Source organism: Dokdonella sp. (genome assembly GCF_035511235.1).
Lineage (GTDB): Bacteria > Pseudomonadota > Gammaproteobacteria > Xanthomonadales > Rhodanobacteraceae > Dokdonella.
Map to the genome: position 1 here is coordinate 192,795 of NZ_DATKFQ010000036.1, position 16,136 is coordinate 208,930.

General features: G+C 67.2%; 11 protein-coding genes, 1 tRNA gene and 1 pseudogene. 3 read left to right on the plus strand and 10 right to left on the minus strand.

Translation table 11 applies throughout. The features are described from left to right. From mdtN to VMR06_RS15885, 9 genes and pseudogenes are all read right to left on the minus strand, one after another. Window positions 1-1,068 carry a multidrug transporter subunit MdtN gene (gene mdtN / locus VMR06_RS15850; protein ID WP_325378070.1) on the minus strand — a complete coding sequence of 356 codons (1,068 nt, stop codon included), beginning with the start codon at window positions 1,066-1,068 and terminating at the stop codon, window positions 1-3. Between the two features lie 13 nt (window positions 1,069-1,081). Continuing rightward, complete coding sequence (locus VMR06_RS15855; protein ID WP_325378072.1) at window positions 1,082-1,486, minus strand: YtcA family lipoprotein; 405 nt, start codon at window positions 1,484-1,486, stop codon at window positions 1,082-1,084. 199 nt (window positions 1,487-1,685) lie between these two features. Next, window positions 1,686-2,336: an MgtC/SapB family protein gene (locus VMR06_RS15860; RefSeq protein WP_325378074.1), complete on the minus strand. Its 651-nt coding sequence runs from the start codon at window positions 2,334-2,336 to the stop codon at window positions 1,686-1,688. Between the two features lie 852 nt (window positions 2,337-3,188). Further along, window positions 3,189-6,023 (minus strand): BPTD_3080 family restriction endonuclease, encoded by a 2,835-nt coding sequence (locus tag VMR06_RS15865; RefSeq protein WP_325378076.1) that lies wholly within the window; start codon window positions 6,021-6,023, stop codon window positions 3,189-3,191. A 7-nt stretch (window positions 6,024-6,030) separates the two neighbouring features. Next, a complete protein-coding gene (locus VMR06_RS15870) occupies window positions 6,031-9,300 on the minus strand; it encodes a site-specific DNA-methyltransferase (RefSeq protein ID WP_325378078.1) in 3,270 nt (1,089 codons plus the stop codon). Between the two features lie 14 nt (window positions 9,301-9,314). Further along, complete coding sequence (locus tag VMR06_RS15875) at window positions 9,315-9,752, minus strand: hypothetical protein (RefSeq protein ID WP_325378080.1); 438 nt, start codon at window positions 9,750-9,752, stop codon at window positions 9,315-9,317. Next, entirely contained in the window at window positions 9,749-10,357 is a 609-nt protein-coding gene (locus tag VMR06_RS15880; RefSeq protein WP_414648160.1) for a hypothetical protein, read from the minus strand. Before VMR06_RS15880 ends, VMR06_RS15875 begins: the two co-directional genes overlap by 4 nt. Window positions 10,358-10,360: 3 nt before the next feature. Then, window positions 10,361-10,522 (minus strand): annotated as a pseudogene (locus VMR06_RS18230) (DUF6538 domain-containing protein); the annotation flags it as partial. Window positions 10,523-10,590: 68 nt separating this feature from the next. Beyond that, window positions 10,591-10,667, minus strand: a tRNA-Met gene (locus VMR06_RS15885). 396 nt (window positions 10,668-11,063) lie between these two features. Between VMR06_RS15885 and VMR06_RS15890 the strand changes: the two genes are divergently transcribed. The 3 genes from VMR06_RS15890 to cfa all read left to right on the plus strand — a co-directional run bounded on the left by VMR06_RS15890 (window position 11,064) and on the right by cfa (window position 14,299). Beyond that, window positions 11,064-12,404 carry an alkaline phosphatase PhoX gene (locus VMR06_RS15890; protein ID WP_325378083.1) on the plus strand — a complete coding sequence of 447 codons (1,341 nt, stop codon included), beginning with the start codon at window positions 11,064-11,066 and terminating at the stop codon, window positions 12,402-12,404. 272 nt (window positions 12,405-12,676) lie between these two features. Next, window positions 12,677-13,066, plus strand: coding sequence for a fluoride efflux transporter CrcB (gene crcB / locus VMR06_RS15895; RefSeq protein ID WP_325378085.1), 390 nt, complete (start codon window positions 12,677-12,679; stop codon window positions 13,064-13,066). 114 nt (window positions 13,067-13,180) lie between these two features. Then, on the plus strand, window positions 13,181-14,299 hold the full coding sequence (gene cfa / locus VMR06_RS15900; RefSeq protein ID WP_325378087.1) for a cyclopropane fatty acyl phospholipid synthase: 1,119 nt from the start codon (window positions 13,181-13,183) through the stop codon (window positions 14,297-14,299). 10 nt (window positions 14,300-14,309) lie between these two features. On the opposite strand, the gene recQ is transcribed toward cfa, so the two are convergent. Next, window positions 14,310-16,133, minus strand: coding sequence for a DNA helicase RecQ (gene recQ / locus VMR06_RS15905; RefSeq protein WP_325378089.1), 1,824 nt, complete (start codon window positions 16,131-16,133; stop codon window positions 14,310-14,312). Window positions 16,134-16,136: the final 3 nt, after the last annotated feature.

Consider the following 16,136-nt stretch of genomic DNA (forward strand, 5'->3'; position numbering starts at 1 on the left):
TCAGTGCCCGGTCCGCGCCGCCGGTTCGTTCGGCCCGGTCTGGCCGCGATGCAGAATCGCCACCGCCGAGGCGCCGAGACGGAACAGCGATGCGTCAGGCTGCTCCACCCTGATCTTGACCGGAAACCGCTGCGAGACGTGCACCCAGTTGATCGTCCTGGCCACACGCGGCAAGCCGTCGACCCAGGTACCGCCGTCACCGGGGGTGACGCCGTAGCCGACCGAATCGACCACGCCCTCGAAGCGCCGGCCGCTGTCGCTCAACAGGTACAGCGTGCAGCGCGTGCCCGGCTTGATGCCGTCGAGTTCGGTCTCGCGAAAATGGGCGACGACGAACCATTCGTCGGTGGCGATCAGGGTGAACACCGGCTTGGCCGGCGAGGCGTACTGTCCGGCCTTGGTATCGAGCGAGACGATGCGGCCGTTGAACGGCGCACGCACGGTGGCGTACTCCAGACGCAGCTCCGCCTCGGCGATCTGTGCCGTCACCGCCACCTTCTGTGCGACCAGCGCATCGACGCCGCTGACCGCGGCGGAAGCCTGCTGCGCCTGCAGCAGCGCGGCGTCGAGCTGCGCCTGCGTGGCGCGCTGCGCGGTGCGTGCCTTGTCGATGTCCTCCGGCGAAGCGTAGCCCTGGCCGAGCAGCGGCTCGAGGCGGCGCAGGGTGTCGGCGGCCTGCCGGGCGTTGGCGCGTGCCGCCGCGACCGAGGCGGCGACCGACTGCGCGTTGTACTGCTGCGCGTCGACCGTGCGCTGCGTCAGCTCGATCTGCTTGTCGAGCACGTCGAGCTGGGCCCTGGCCTGGGTCAGCGCCGCCTCGAACGGGCGCTGGTCGAGGCGGAACAGAAGATCGCCCTTGCGTACCTGCTGGTTGTCGCGCACCGGCATCTCGACGATGCGGCCGGCGACCTCGGGCACGATGTTGATCCGGTCGGCGTAGACGTAGGCATCGTCGGTCTTCGGCGAGCGGTCGATCATCCACAGGGCCGCGATCAGCAGCACGAGTGCGATCAGCGCGATCAGCAGCGCGGGCAGCCGGCTCTTCTTCACGGCGGTGAGCGCGTTCATGGGTCCGCTCCGGTCATTGATGGAAGACGAGCAGCCAGATCAGCACGGCGAAGATCGCCGTCAGGGCCGGATAGCTCAGCGGCAACGGCTCCAGCAGGCTTACGCGCCGCGTCGCGCCGAGCACCCGGTGCACCGCGACCGTGGCGATCACGCCGCCGATCATGCAGAACAGCCAGTCCGGAAAGGCGGCGCCGAACAGCACGATCGACGGCATCCTGGCGCAGCCGCACAACAGCAGCGCCAGGCCCGGCAGTACGCACCGGACGAAACCGGCGCCGCCTGGCGCGCCGGCGTCGCAGACGCCGTGTACCGGAACGGTGGTGGGCTTGCCGCTCATGGATCGAGGCCCGCGATGAATTGCCGTAGGGACCAGGAACGCGTCCGCAGAACGCGTCTCCCGCGCATCGCGTGCCTGCACGGCCGGCCGCCTGGCGCGCCAGCCATTCCGAGCCGCGCGGAACCGGCACCGTTCTGCCGAAGCCTGAGGACAGGACGACCCGATCGGTGATGCGCCGAGAGGTGCCGAGCGGCGTCTCCGCCACGAACGTATCCGGCGCCGCGTCGCGGTGCGGTCTCCTCGGCGCCTCCCGACGGCAGAACCGCGCCGAAGCGCGGCCTCACGCCCGGTTGGTTTGATCGATCGAGAAGCTGTCCACGTGTGGAATGCTCGGCAGTTCGCCCGCCACGCGCGAGATGAACTGAGCGCGCGTGACCGAGTCGGTGATCACCAGAAAGCGAAGCTGATAGCCGCTCTCTTCGTAGATCACCGACAGGCTGTCGGCGAGCATCGACATCCCGCGGTCCTCCAGGAACGCGTGCACCGCGCCTTCCTCCGGCCGGTGTCCCTGCCGGTAGCGCAGTGAGACCTCCAGGGCGATCTGCACACGGAAGCGGCGCTCCACGCGCGGCAGCAGCACCATGCTGGCGATGAACAGCGCGGTGACGTAGACCGCCGCCACGTAGTGGCCGAGTCCGACCAGGATGCCGACCGCGGCCGATGACCACACCGAGGCCGCCGTGGTGAGCCCACGTATGCTGGTGCCGCTCTTGACGATGATGCCGGCACCGAGAAAGCCGATTCCGGTCAGTATGTTGCCGACCAGATTCGTCATCTGGCCGGAGACCGCCGTCAAGGCGCAGGCCGCGATGCAGACCAGGCAATAGACCTGCGTGCCGGCGGCCCGCCCATGCGAGTACCGCTCGTACCCGAGCAGCCAGCCGAGCGCGAGCGCCAACAATACGTGCAGCAGAAGGGACACATCGGACATCTGCAAGAATGCCGTCATCCCGCGCTCCCGGGCGTTCCTTCCAGCTGGCGCCGAGCGCAGAGAATCCGGCACGACCTCCCACGGACGAGAACGGCCGCCGCAAGAGCGGTCACGCCTTCTCGACGCGACGGCACGCCGCGCCGGCGGCGCGCGCGGTCGAACTCATCGCGACCACGCATTCCGGATCCGGACACCGTACAGGCCCGACCGGCGCCGCCTGTCCCCGCCAGCACGTGTCATCGACCGGCCCGGCTATCGTCATGACCCCACTCCTGCGCACATCGAACTCCGGCTGCACACCCGGCCCCTCCGGCCCCCCGAGGCATCGCCTCGACTGGACGCCGGCTTCCACGACCAGTACGTAGAACGGCAGCCGAATCCTTCCGCGACTTCATGGCCTGCAGGACCATCGTCCACAATCGTCATGCCGGGCTCTGCCCGATCACCTGAGACGGGACATGATCCGGAGCGACCTCGAGACGACGCTGAGGACGCCGAACGCGAGCGCGGGAATGCGGTTCGTGTGGATGCGGTCGGGGGCGGCCGGCCACCGACCAGGCTTCGGATGAGCTTGCGGATGGCTCTCGGAGAACGAGGGCCGCCGTCGATCCTTCATGTCTCCGGCGGACCGCTACGGCCCCCACCGTGCGATCTGCGCTACCGCATGATCACGCCCGGCGACGGCTGCAAGGCGCCCCCGAGACCCGACGACCGGCTCGGCGAAGGACGGCGCATGGTCGAGCACCGCAGGCAGGGCGTTGGAGGCATTCCACAAATTAGCCGGGATTTCCGATGGTCGGAGCAGTCGCTCAGTTGGAATCTTCAATGCCATTCCTCTTGGCAATGATGGGTTCAAGGCTTAGCCTGTGAGTGGTGCTGCAAGATGTCGTGAACGTGGTGAGGTTCAAAAGCGACGTCCCTAGCCCAGGTGCCGAAGCCTCCCTTCTGGTTCACTCCCATTACCCATGCGTCCAGCGCGGAGCGCTTGGCGCGGTTCTGGTCATCGTCGATGCCCTTGATCTCCAACACCAAGGTCTTGCCGTTGGCGAGGCGGACCAGGAAATCGGGAATGAAGCGGCGCTTGGCGCCGTTCCACATGTAGTAGACCTGGAAGCCCAGGTGGTCGTTCTTGGTGTAAGCCTGAACCAGCGGGCTGGTCTCCAATAGGTTGGCCGCGTGGGCTTCCCAAGCGCCATCGGCCACCACGTGGCTGATTTGCGACTTCTGCGCGGGCTGGCATGTCTTGGTGGTATACCAAGTGCGCATGTATCGCGTTGAACCTACTGGAAACTCCTCGTCGAACACGGGCTCGATGCGCTCCTGGTTCTGCGGCAGCAGGTATCGCAGCAGGTGCTGAACCACCGCGTTCATGTTCAGTGATACCAGGATGCGCTTGCGCAGCGGCTCCTGGTGGAACAGCGAGGGCACTTCCAGCTTGTCGGATGCGAGGAATTCGTCGATTAGGCGGATCAACTGGAAGGCCAGGTACTCCGGTGTCCCGGTGTATTGATCCCGCATCTGCGCATACGCTTGGCGTGCGGCCTGGAACACCAACCGTTGCAGGCGGAACTCGTCGGGCAACAGCTCTAGGTCGATGGCCTGTATCTGGTCCCACGCATTGGCGCCACCCAGTGCAGGTGCCATCTCTGCCGCCAGCGGCGTGGCTGCAGGGTCTAGCTGCAAAGGTTCCATCGCTTGCCAGTTGAGAGTCAGGCCCGGCCGCACGATGGCATCCACGCGCACCACGTTTGGCCAGCGGATCTCCAAGCTGTTCCGTTCCGGCAGGGATTCGATCTGCGTGCTCTGCTTGGGCGGCGGAGGCGGCTCTCCCTCGCCACTGAGATCCTGGAACACCGACAGCGGCACGCCGAAGACGTTGACGAACTCCGGGACGAACAACTGCCGCTCGATACCGTCGGGGCAGACCACAGGCTCCGTGTCATAGCCGACGCGGCGCAGTCCGCGGCCGATTACCTGCTCACAAAGCAGCTGGCTGGTGAAGGCACGCAGCCCCATGATGTGGGTGATGTTCTTGGCATCCCAGCCTTCGGAGAGCATCGCCACGGAAATGACGTTCTGCAGGTCCTGGCCGGCTGCGCCACGCTTGCCGACGTTGTCGACGATCTCGCGCAGCAGTTCTTCCTTCCGCAGTTGCAGCAGTTCGCTCTTTCGGTCGGCCGGAATGGCAGCTGCCTCAACAATCGCCCGAAGCCGTTCCTCGTAGTCCTTGTCGGCGCCCGCCTTCTCGCCGATCTCGGCTTTCTCCAACACGCGGGAGTCCACCCGAAGCGTGCGGTTGGCGTCGCGCATCTCAGGCCAATGCACGTCGCCCTCGGTGAAGAATCGCTCCACGCGCGCGGCGGTGGAGGTCAGGTTGCATACCGTCAGCATCACCGGAGGGGAGGTGTGGCCTGCTTCCGCCCAGGCTTCGGCAGTCTTGCGCCAATCAGCTCCGAGCAGGGTATAGGCCTGCTGCACCAAAGGGGGCAACGGCTCATGGACCTGTGCGCCGCGTCGGCCAAGGTCGTCCTGGACAGCCTGGTCGCGGTACAGGTGATACAGCTTGGGTTTGAGTGTTTGCGTATCCGGCACCACACCGTCGCGCACGACCACCCGCGGGGTCTTCACCAAGCCCGCCTCGATGGCATCGTTCAAGCCGAAGTCAGAGATGATCCAATCGAACAGGCCGCCTTCGGTATTGCTGCGCCCGGTCGGCGCGAAGGGTGTGGCGGACAGGTCGAAGCAACGCTGGATACGCAGTTCCTTGTGGATGCGGTCCAGGCCTTCGATCCAGCGAGTGGCCTCCTCCTGATCCAAGCCCATTTCCTCAGCCCGGCGCTTCACGTCGCGGCTGCGCTTGTCGTCGGGGGATTGCCGATAAGCGTGGTGGGCCTCGTCGTTGATTACAACGATGTCCTTGTACTGCGCCAGCTTCCCGAGCACGCGACGGACGAATGCCTTGTCGCTCTCCGGCCCTTTCCTGACCACCGAGCGATCCGGCTGCTTGAGCGGCATCAGCGTGTGCCAGTTTTCTACCAGCACCTCGGCCTGATTCAGCTTGCTGCGCATTGCCTCATTCGGGCACAGGGCGAACAGGTCGTAGTAGTTGTCCGGGTGCCCCGGATAGAGCACCTGCAGGCGCTCGCGCACCGTCAGGCCAGGGGCAACCAAGAAGATGGCGCGGGAGAAATCCTTGTTGCGCCTGGGGTAGGCCAGTGCGTTCAACACCTGCCAGGTGATGAGCATGGCCATCACCGTCGTCTTGCCGGTGCCCGTTGCCATCTTGTTGCAGAGCCGCTGCCATGGTCCGCCATCGCCGGGCACGTGGATGCCTTGCTTGAAATCGGCCGGCGCCTCGATCCACCAGATCAGGGTCTCGATGGCTTCCAGCTGGCAAAAGTAGAACGGATGCTGGCGAGCGCTGGCGTCGTGCCAGTGTTCGAGCAGACTGCGGGTAACGGTAGTTACGCCGGGGTAATCCGAGGCCCGCCATTGGCTGACACGGTCACGGATGCGCTCGACCAGGTCCAGGCGCTCGGTGCGGCGCGTGTTCTGGCGGGTGTCGAAGATCTCGTAGCCCGCCGGGCGGCGACCTTCAGTCAGCTTCAGGCCACCTTGGTGGTCTATCCAGTGCCAGCGCGGCGCCTCGAAAGGCGTGTTGACGATCAGCGATTTAGGAGTCGTCATGCCGTGCTCAACCCAGTGCCATGACTTTCAGCGACTCGATGCCGCGGTCGTCGACGATCTTGACCGCAATCTTGCGGTTCTCCCCGGCCTCGAACGGCAGGCTGACGGTGCCATGCAGCTTGTCCAGCTTGCTCTCGTCAAGCTCGGCCTTGATGTCTCTTTTCAGCTTGTGCCAGCCGTCCTTCTTGCCGGCCATGGGGAAGAACACCTGGCGCGGGAACAGGCTGCGTTCGTCGTAGTCGGTATCCAGGCTCCATGCAGCAATGTTCTTTTTGCCGCCAGATACCAGCTTGCCGTCTGCGGTATCGAAGTAGTCGAAGCCGTGGACTTCCACCACGTAGCGGCCGTCCTTCTGCTGGCGGACCTCCACTTCCGGCTGACCCATCAGCCAGAAGCTCTGGTTGTGGCGCGCGTTCTTCTTCAGGTCCTCGGTGAGCAGGTCCGTGTTCATCTGCGCCTTCAGGGCGGTGATGCCCTTGGTGGCGTCGATGTCCTTGGCGGCTTCCGGATCGAAGGCGAAGGCGCAGAACACGATCATCTTCGGCCGCGGGAACAGATCGCCGGCCTCGCGCATGGCCAACTCCACCGTGCGCTGCTCCAGCGCGGCGTGCTCCGGGCCGAAGCACACCACCACGCGCTCTCCGGTGTCCAGGTGGCCGGTGCAGTGCAGGTGCGGAGTGTCGGGCAGGCTCTCCAGCTCGGCGAAGCGAAGCATCTGCCCGCCCTTGCCTCGGATGCCGGCCTTCAACAACTCGTCGCGCCAGCGGTGCTGACGGGCGGATTCGCCGCTGCGGGCGATGCTGGCGTCCGCTTCGGCGGCGGGCTGCGCCTCGTCCAGCACCATCACGCTGGGGAACGGCACCGCCTCCACGGTGAACGGGCCGGTGATGCGCAGCTTGTCCTTGGCCACCTGCGGCTGGTCGTAGAGCACTTCCTGGTCGGCGTGGGACGCGATGGAGTCGTCCATCTTCCGTTGCATCGCTTGGCGCGCGGCATGGAAGTCGTCGAAGGCGCCGCGAGCAGAGGCGGGCCAGTCGGCGGGGAAGTCGAACGGCACCTCCCATTCCAGCAGCGCGTTGGCCGGCACCTGCTCGCCGGTGGGCATCGCGTGCGTGCCCTTCGCGTCGAAGGCGATGTCTTCGCCCTTGCGTCCGCCCTCGGTGACCTTGAACGGGACTCGGGTACCAGCCAGCGCAGCATTGAGCTGCCCCAGCGCCGCCTCGATGGCCGGGTGCATGCGCTCCCAGAGTTCGTCGATCTCAGGGTTGTTGGCGATGGATTTCAGGGTGACGTGCGGGACGGTCTTGTAGATGAAGCCGGCCCTCAAACCCTCGTGCGGGTACTTGAGGTCGTAGTAGTCGTAGCTGGCAGTCATCAGCCGCTGCTTCGCCAGGGTGACGGCCACGCGCGAGGTGTCGCATGTGATCCAGCGGCGGCCCCATTTCTCGGCGACGTACGCGGTGGTGCCAGAGCCGCAGGTGGGATCGAGCACCAGATCCCCCGGATCTGTCGTCATTAGGAGGCAGCGCTCGATTACCTTCGCGGAGGTTTGAACTACGTACATCTTCGCCGCAACAAACGTGCTTTCAATCGTGTCGGACCACATGTTGTTGATCGCGACCACTGGAAAGTCGCCTGAGAAGCGCTTGAAGGCAAGTGTTTTACCAACACCTATGAGCCTTCCTGCCCTTTGTAGCGTGGGAAGCTTCCTGACTCCTGGCTTCCAATGGGTGCCCGCAGAAGGTAGGAACGCCTGCCCCCAGCCATCGAATTGATCGTCTTCTCCTGACTCGCCTTGTGATGTCAGGTTTGCTGTTCGAAACCTCTGCCCATCGGTGACGACATGACCAGACCTAAGCTCTGAGGCTTTCAAGCGCCGCCATGACCCATCTGGTGCGAGTAGGCAGTTATAGGAATCATCAGAAACGTCGGTGCCTAGGGCGGCATAAATCTGGCGGTACTTCGCCTTCCGCTTATCCTTCGCGTACCACACGAGATAGTCGCAGACCCCCGCGATAAGCGTGCTCGCCTGGCCACTTGTCTTCTTGAATGGTATGAGACCAGCCAAATTCTCGGCGCCGAACAGCTCGTCGCAGATCTCGCGCACATGGTGAAGGTTCTCATCCGAAATCTGCACAAACACGCTGCCCGACTCGTGTAGTAACTCCTTCGCCAGCAGCAGTCGATCCCGCAGATACGTCAGGTAGGAATGGATGCCCATCTCCCAGGTGTCCCGGAACGCCTTGATCATCTCCGGCTCTTGCGTCAGGTCCTCGTCCTTGCGGTCCTTGACGTCGCGCTTGTTGACGAAGGGCTGGAAGTTGCTGCCGTACTTGATGCCGTAGGGCGGGTCGATGTAGATCATCTGCACCTGCCCGGCCATGCCCTCCTTTTGCAGCAGGCTGTTCATCACCAGCAGGCTGTCGCCGGCCACCAAGCGGTTGCTCCAGCCGCGGTCGTGCTTGTAGAAGTCCACCGCCTCGCGTAGCGGCAGCGGCTCCTCGAACCAGGCGCGGAACATGTCGCCGGTTGCGGCCTTGCCGGCATCGGCTTTCATGCGCTTCTGGATGACGGCCAGGATGCTGGCCGGGTCGATGCGCTCGTGCACGTGCAGGCTGACGGTGTCCACCTCGAAGCTGGTGCTTTCCGCCTTGCCGGTCCAGTTGAGGTAAGGCGCGGCCTGGCGCTTGAGCTGTTCCAGCGCGGCGCGCATGGTAGCCTCGTCGCCGCTGGACAGCGCGTTGTCGATCAGGGTTTCAATCTGTGCACGGCCAACATCGAACTGCAAGGCAGGGTCAATGTGTGGGTCGTAGGCCCATTGCGTCTTGGGCTGCTCAGGATCGTTGTCCGGGGTGACCACGCCGACGTCGGGATTGTTGCGGCGTTTCTGGTCGTGGCGGTAGGCGATCACCTCAGCGTCGCCCCTGACGCCCTTCGGCTTCACTTCGGCCTTCTCCCGTCGGGCCTGCGCCAGTGTCATGCCGGCCTGCCGGGACTTTGGAGCATCCGCATCGGCGGGCTTCTCAGCCATCGCCAAGGAGAAGCCCTCTGCCTGATCCGAGATGCGCGCCACGGAGCCGCCCCGACCTTTCCCCTTGCGCACCATTCCGGCGTCAACCAATGCGTCTCGGGCGGCGAAATAATCGACCTCGGAGACGGGGGCGCCCAGCCTGTCCGCCAGCTGATCGCGTAGGGACTGGTTGCCTACGGACGAGCCGTCCTTGGGAAGCAATTCCAGAAGGGTATTACGAATGTCGGCAACGGCTGCCTTGGCCATAGCTGTGGATTCCCCTAGTCGTCCCGATAGAATACGACGCCGGTCAGGTGATCCGCCCCCGCCTCTTGCGGGCGCGGTCCTGCCGTTCTCTGGACTGTCCCGAGTTTTAAGACACTTCCCAGCCTCGCGGCCTCTCCCATGCGGCAACCTGTAAAGGCCATGATGCTTGGTATCCAGAGCTCGTAGGCTTCCGTGGCGTGCTGCGAGACGAATCCGATGAACTTCTCGATGTCATCGTCGTCGAGTGCCTTCCGGGCATCCTGGGCGCGCCCTTCATTCACGTCGCGCAGGACCGTTGCGGGGTTCTGGGTCACGTAGTCGTGTGCCGCCGCCCATAGGAACAGGGAGCGGACGTACTGGTAGTTCTTGTTGATAAGGCGGGGGAGCTTGGGCCGAGATGCAGCAGCTTCCAGGGCCTGCCGAGGCGTCAGCCCGCGGAAGAGCTTGGTCATGTTGGTGGGCAGCTCAAGCTCTGCGCGCCGAGCGTGCGGATATCGGCCTTGCCGATCTCGTGGATCGGCCGGTCTCCCAGCAAGCCCACGACCAGCTCGAAGATCTTTTGGCTTTGGTCGGCAGTCCGCTCGGACCATTTCTTCAGGCCGACATGCTCTTCGCAGTACCCCCGGACCGCCTCTGAGAGCAGGGGTGAGGTCACAGTCTGATCCTTAGGCTGCGCCGTGACAGCCAAGGTCTCCTGGGGGAAGTTCCAGGGGGGTCCTTCCAGTGCGTTGAGCTCGGCCACCGTGGCCTTCAGGTCGGCTTCCAGGAGGCGCCTGGCGAGCCTGCGCTGGTCTGCCTCGGGTGCTCCAGGAGCCATCTGGATAGCTTCCGGGATGCGTTCCTCGACATGTCCGAAGGCCAGCGCCGCTGAGATGCTGTGGGCCTCGTCGTTGAGATAGAAGGAGGTGCCGTCCGCTTGGTCTTCGTCGAGCGGCCGGGAAAGCCGCGCCTCGATTTCGTCGACTTTGGTGGTCAGGTATTTGCGGTAGAGGGCGTCAACTTCTTCGCGGGTCATCGACTGAAGGTTCCGGTCGATTTGCTGCAGGAAGGCGCTCATGTGGGTTTCCCACAGTGCCAAGCGGCGCCGTGCCTCTCGGAGGTCGCCGGTGCGCAGGCTTCGAGTGATTTCTGGACGCCCCCAGCGAGCGCGAATGCGCGAGGGGACGACGATGCGTGAAGTATAAATCTGTCCGCGTCGCTGTAGCACCTGCTGGTCACTCACCGCAGCAATCGAGCTAAAGGGAGCGAAAGTGCTAGATTTTCCAATGACGTCAAACGCTTGCGACGCATTGGTGGCTATGGGTGGACTCGAACCACCGACCCCAGCATTATGAGTGCTGTGCTCTAACCGGCTGAGCTACATAGCCACGGCGAGGGCGCGCATTCTAGCCGCTCGCGGCGGCGCGGTAAACGGCCCTGCCCGCACCGGCGCATGTCCGTCCGGCCGCGGCGTCACAGCGGCGCTGCGGCGGCGCCGGGCGCGCCCGGCGCAAGCGCGGTGCCGCTGCAGGTCGGTCACGCGCGCGCCGAAGCCGCTCTGCAGGATGAGCCCGTCGCCGGGAAACGGAGCGCCGAGGAGGCCGGTTGCTCCGTGCCGGCTTCAACTCGGCAACCGTTGCATCGTGGTGCGCGCGACGGGTCCGCGAACCGCGATGTCGCGCACGCTTTGGCAGCGGCGGCGGCGGTCTGCAACGCGCATGACAACAGGGCTTCATCGACGACGCACACCTTCGCGGCTCCCCTGACGATTCCGCGAGTGCCCCGTGCCGCCCCATTCCTCTGTGCTCGTCGCGGCCGACCGGTCGCGCCTGTCGGCGCCGCTGTCGCGCCGTCGCTTCCTCGCGCGCCTGTGCCTCGGTACCGGCCTGGCCGTCTGCGGCCCGGCCCTGCTGGCGCGCAGCGGCCACCACTGGCAGGCGGCCGCGCCGGCACCCGGCCGTGGCGGTCTCGCCGCGCTCGGCCAGCCGGCGCTTCCCGGCGCGCTGCTGGAGCCGGACGCCAACGGCGTCCGGCTGCCGCTAGGCTTCTCCAGCCGCGTGATCGCGCGCGGTATGGAAGCAGTGCCCGGCACCGGCTATCTCTGGCACACCTGGCCCGACGGCGGCGCCTGCTTCCCGCAGCCCGACGGCGGCTGGATCTACGTCTCCAATTCCGAAACGATCGCCCTGCTCGGCGGCGGCGTCAGCGCGATCCGCTTCGACTGCGACGGCCGCATCGTCGACGCCTGGCGCGTGCTCGCCGGCACCAGCATCAACTGCGCCGGCGGCGTCACGCCGTGGGGCTCGTGGCTGACCTGCGAGGAAATCGATTTCGGCGCGGTGTTCGAGGTGCTGCCGACCGATCGCGGCATCCTGTTTCCGTCCAGCCGCCGGCGGCCGCTGCTCGGCAGCTTCAAGCACGAAGCGGCTGCGGTGGTCGACGCGCTCGGCCTGATCTTCCTGACCGAGGACGTCGGCGACGGCTGCCTGTACCGCTTCAAGGCAGACCACTGGCCGAGCCTGGAGACCGGCGTGCTGCAGGTGGCCGAGGTCATCGGCGCCGATCCGGGCGCCGATCCTGAAGCACCGCCGCGCGCGGTGGTCTGGCACGACCTGCCCGACCCGAACCCGTCGGCCCTGTTCGGAACGCCGACGCGCGAGCAGGTTCCGGCCGCCAGCCGCTTCCGCGGCGGCGAAGGCATCTGGCACCACCGCGGCGTGGTCCATTTCACGACCAAGGGCGATGACCGCGTCTGGGCGCTGGATCCGCACGACGACCGCCTGTGGGTGCTCTACGACGCGGCCTGGTTCGCCGATCCGCTGCTGACCGGCGTCGACAACATCATCGCCACGTCCGCCGGCGACCTGCTGGTCGCCGAGGACGGCGGCGACATGCAGGTGGTCGCGCTCGGCGCCGGCGGCACGCTCTACCCGCTGCTGCAGGTATCCGGGCACGAAGGCTCGGAGATCACCGGTCTGGCGCTGAGCCCGGACGGCAGCCGCCTCTACTTCAATTCGCAGCGCGGCGAAGGCGGCAGCGGACCCGGCGTCACCTACGAGATCCGCGGGCCGCTCGCCGGTGCGGCGCTGTTCCGCGCCGGCTTCGAATGCGGCCTGCCGGGCTGACGCGCTCCGGCCGCCGGCGACGCCCTCGCGGGCGGCGCAGGTCGCGGGCGGTCGCGGTGCGCGCGGCGCGGCGGTCACTCGCCACGAATGCGCCACCCTGCCGCCGGTCGCATCGCCGTACGCCGGCGCGACGCGATGGCAGACCGGCGCGACGGCGAGGTCCGCCCCCGCGGCCGAGACACGCTCTAGAATGCGGCAGCCGCCGGCCGGCGGCGCCGCCGAGGCCCGTCCATGTTTCCGCCCGTCGTCCACACACGCCGGCCGCGCCGCCCGTGAACGCCGCCAGTGCCTTCGCCGTCGCCGCTGGCGCCGCGCTCGGCGCGCTGGCGCGCTGGCTGCTCGGACTCGGCCTCAATCCGCTGCTGCCGTCGCTGCCGCTGGGCACGCTGGCGGCCAACCTCGCCGGCGGCCTGCTGATGGGCGTGGCGATGGCGCTGTTCGCCCATTTCGACACGGTGCCGCTGGCCTGGCGCCTGGCCGCGACGACCGGCTTCCTCGGCGGACTGACCACGTTCTCGGCATTCTCCGGCGAGGCCGTGCATCTGCTGGAGCGCCAGCAATGGAACGCCGCGCTGGTGCTGGTGGCGGCGCACCTGGGCGGCTCGCTGCTGATGACGGCGGCCGGCCTGGCCGCGACGCGGGCTCTGCTGCGCGCCGCCTAGCTCGCTGGACTCAGTCCTTCGTTCGATGCGCCGGTGCCGAGCGGACGCGGCGGGCTTAAAAACTCGGCGCGGCGGCGGCATACTGGTAGCCGGTTCGGCCGCCGTCGGGGATCGATGTCCCAACCGGAACTTCGCAACCGCATCCAGGCTCTGCTGCAGCTGGCCGGCGTCACCCTGGACGGTGACGCCCCCTGGGATCTGCGCGTCCATGACGACCGTCTGTACGGGCGCGTGATCGCCCACGGTTCGCTCGGCCTCGGCGAGGCCTACATGGACGGCTGGTGGGACAGCGACGACCTCGACGGTCTGCTGACGCGCCTGCTGGCGGTCCACGTGGACGAGCGCGTGCGCGGGCTCGACGACATCCTGCTGTGGCTGAAGGCCGCCGTCGTCAACCTGCAGCGCGGCCGGCGCGCCTACACGGTCGGCGAGCGTCACTACGACATCGGCAACGACCTGTTCGAGCGCATGCTCGGCCGCCGCCTGGTCTACAGCTGCGCGTACTGGCGCAGGGCCGCCGATCTCGACGCCGCGCAGGAAGCCAAGCTCGATCTGGTCTGCCGCAAGCTCGGGCTGGCACCGGGCCAGCGCGTGCTCGACATCGGCTGCGGCTGGGGCGAGGCGCTGAAGTTCGCGGCCGAACACTACGGCATCAGCGGCGTCGGCCTGACCGTCTCGCACGAACAGGCCGACTACGCGCGCGAGCTGTGCCGCGGCCTGCCGGTCGAGATCCGGCTGCAGGACTACCGCGAGATCGACGAGCGCTTCGACCGGATCTACTCGATCGGCATGTTCGAGCACGTCGGCGTGCGCAACTACCGGACCTATTTCGAGGTCGTGCGCCGCAACCTCGCCGCGGACGGGCTGTCGCTGCTGCACACGATCGGCGCCAACGTCTCGACCAACCACACCGATCCGTGGATCGAGAAGTACATCTTCCCCAACTCGATGCTGCCGTCGGCGGCGCAGATCGCGCAGGCCAGCGAGGGCCTGTTCGTGATCGAGGACTGGCACAACTTCGGTGCCGACTACGACCGCACGCTGCAGGCCTGGCGCGACAACGTCGAGGCGGCCTGGCCCGACCTGGCCGACCGCTACGACCGGCGCTTCCGCCGCATGTGGCGCTTCTACCTGGCCGGCTCGATGGCGAGCTTCCGCACGCGCCAGATCCAGCTCTGGCAGCTGGTCATGAGCCCGGACGGCGTGCCCGGCGGCTACGTCGCGCCGCGCTGAGCGGCGCCGCTCAGGACGCGGTCAGCACGCCGAGGAAGGCCTCGCCGTAGCGCGCCAGCTTGCGCTCGCCGACGCCGCTGATCGCGCCGAGTTCGCGCAGCGACTGCGGCCGCTCGCGCAGCATCGCCAGCAATGTCGCGTCGTGGAAAATCACGTAGGCCGGCACGCCCTGCTCGCGCGCCAGGCGTGCGCGCGCATCGCGCAGGGCGTCCCACAGCGCGGCCTCGTGCGGGGCGATGTCCAGGCTCTGCCGCGTACGCGCCGCCCCGTCGCGGCCGGCCGCGCGGCGCTCGGCCTTGCCGGGCGGACGGCGCAGCCAGATCGGCTCGCTGCCGCGCAGCGCCGTGCGGCTGGCCTCGGTCAGACGCAGCGTGCCGTAGCCTTCCTCGTCGGTCGTCAGCAGGCCGGCGGCGACCAGCTGGCGGAACACCGATCGCCACTGCCGCGCGTCGAGCTCGGCGCCGATGCCGAACGTGCTCTGCCGGTCGTGGCCGAGCGCGCGCACGCGCTCGTCGTCGTCGCCGCGCAGCACCGCGGTCAGATGGCCCACGCCGTAGCGCTGGCCGGTGCGGTACACGCACGAAAGCGCCTTCTGCACGATCACGGTCGCGTCCCAGTTCTGCGGCGGCTCCAGGCAGTTGTCGCAGTTGCCGCAGGGTCCGGCCGGCGTTTCGCCGAAATACGCGAGCAGGCGCTGCCGGCGGCAGGCGGTGGTCTCGGCGAAGCCGAGCAGCGCGTCGAGCTTGGCGCGCTCGACGCGCTTGCGCTCCTCGCCCGAGTCGGACTGCGCGATGAACTGCGCCAACGTCACCACGTCGGCCAGACCATAGGTCATCCAAGCCTCGGCCGGCAGGCCGTCGCGGCCGGCGCGGCCGGTCTCCTGGTAGTAGCCCTCCATGCTCTTGGGCAGGTCCATGTGCGCGACGAAGCGCACGTCGGGCTTGTCGATGCCCATGCCGAACGCGATCGTCGCGACCATCACGACGCCGTCCTCGCGCAGGAAGCGCTGCTGGTTGGCGGCGCGTTCGGCCGCATCCATGCCGGCGTGGTAGGCCAGCGCATGCACGCCGTCCTCGACCAGGCCGGCCGCGGTCTCGTCGACCTTGCGCCGCGACAGGCAGTAGACGATCCCCGACTCGCCGCGGTGGCCGTCGAGAAAGGCCTTGAGCTGGCGGCGTGGATTGTCCTTCTCGACGACGCGGTAGCGGATGTTGGGCCGGTCGAAGCTGGCGACGAAGCGCGAGGCCTCGCCGAGATTGAGCCGCTCGACGATCTCGGTGCGCGTCGGCGCGTCGGCGGTCGCGGTCAGTGCGATCCGCGGCACCGCCGGGAAGCGCTCGTGCAGGATTGTCAGCTGGCGATACTCGGGCCGGAAGTCGTGGCCCCATTGCGAGACGCAATGCGCCTCGTCGATCGCGAACAGCGCCGGCGTGCGCGCGCCGATCAGGTCCAGGCAGCGCTCGGTCAGCAGCCGCTCGGGCGCGACGTAGAGCAGCTTGAGCTCGCCGCGCGCGTAGCGCTGCTCGACCTCGCGCTGCGCCTGCGCGTCGAGGCTCGAATTGAGGAACGCGGCCTCGACGCCGAGCTGCAGCAGCGCCTGGACCTGGTCCTGCATCAGCGCGATCAGCGGCGAGACGACCACCGCGGTCCCCTCGCGCAGCAGCGCCGGAATCTGGTAGCACAGCGACTTGCCGCCGCCGGTCGGCATCAGCACCAGCGCGTCGCCGCCGGCCGCGACGTGCTCGATGATCGCCTGTTGATCGCCGCGGAAGGCCGGGTAGCCGAAGACGGTGTTGAGGATCTGCAGCGCGGAACCGGGGATCGGAACGGACATCGA

Excerpts from the sequence above, each read along its gene's own strand:
- mdtN (WP_325378070.1), bottom strand. The coding sequence starts at position 1,068 with ATGAACGCGCTCACCGCCGTGAAGAAGAGCCGGCTGCCCGCGCTGCTG.
- VMR06_RS15860 (WP_325378074.1), bottom strand. The coding sequence starts at position 2,336 with ATGTCCGATGTGTCCCTTCTGCTGCACGTATTGTTGGCGCTCGCGCTC.
- VMR06_RS15865 (WP_325378076.1), bottom strand. The coding sequence starts at position 6,023 with ATGACGACTCCTAAATCGCTGATCGTCAACACGCCTTTCGAGGCGCCG.
- VMR06_RS15870 (WP_325378078.1), bottom strand. The coding sequence starts at position 9,300 with ATGGCCAAGGCAGCCGTTGCCGACATTCGTAATACCCTTCTGGAATTG.
- VMR06_RS15875 (WP_325378080.1), bottom strand. The coding sequence starts at position 9,752 with ATGACCAAGCTCTTCCGCGGGCTGACGCCTCGGCAGGCCCTGGAAGCT.
- VMR06_RS15880 (WP_414648160.1), bottom strand. The coding sequence starts at position 10,357 with ATGAGCGCCTTCCTGCAGCAAATCGACCGGAACCTTCAGTCGATGACC.
- cfa (WP_325378087.1), top strand. The coding sequence starts at position 13,181 with ATGTCCCAACCGGAACTTCGCAACCGCATCCAGGCTCTGCTGCAGCTG.
- recQ (WP_325378089.1), bottom strand. The coding sequence starts at position 16,133 with ATGTCCGTTCCGATCCCCGGTTCCGCGCTGCAGATCCTCAACACCGTC.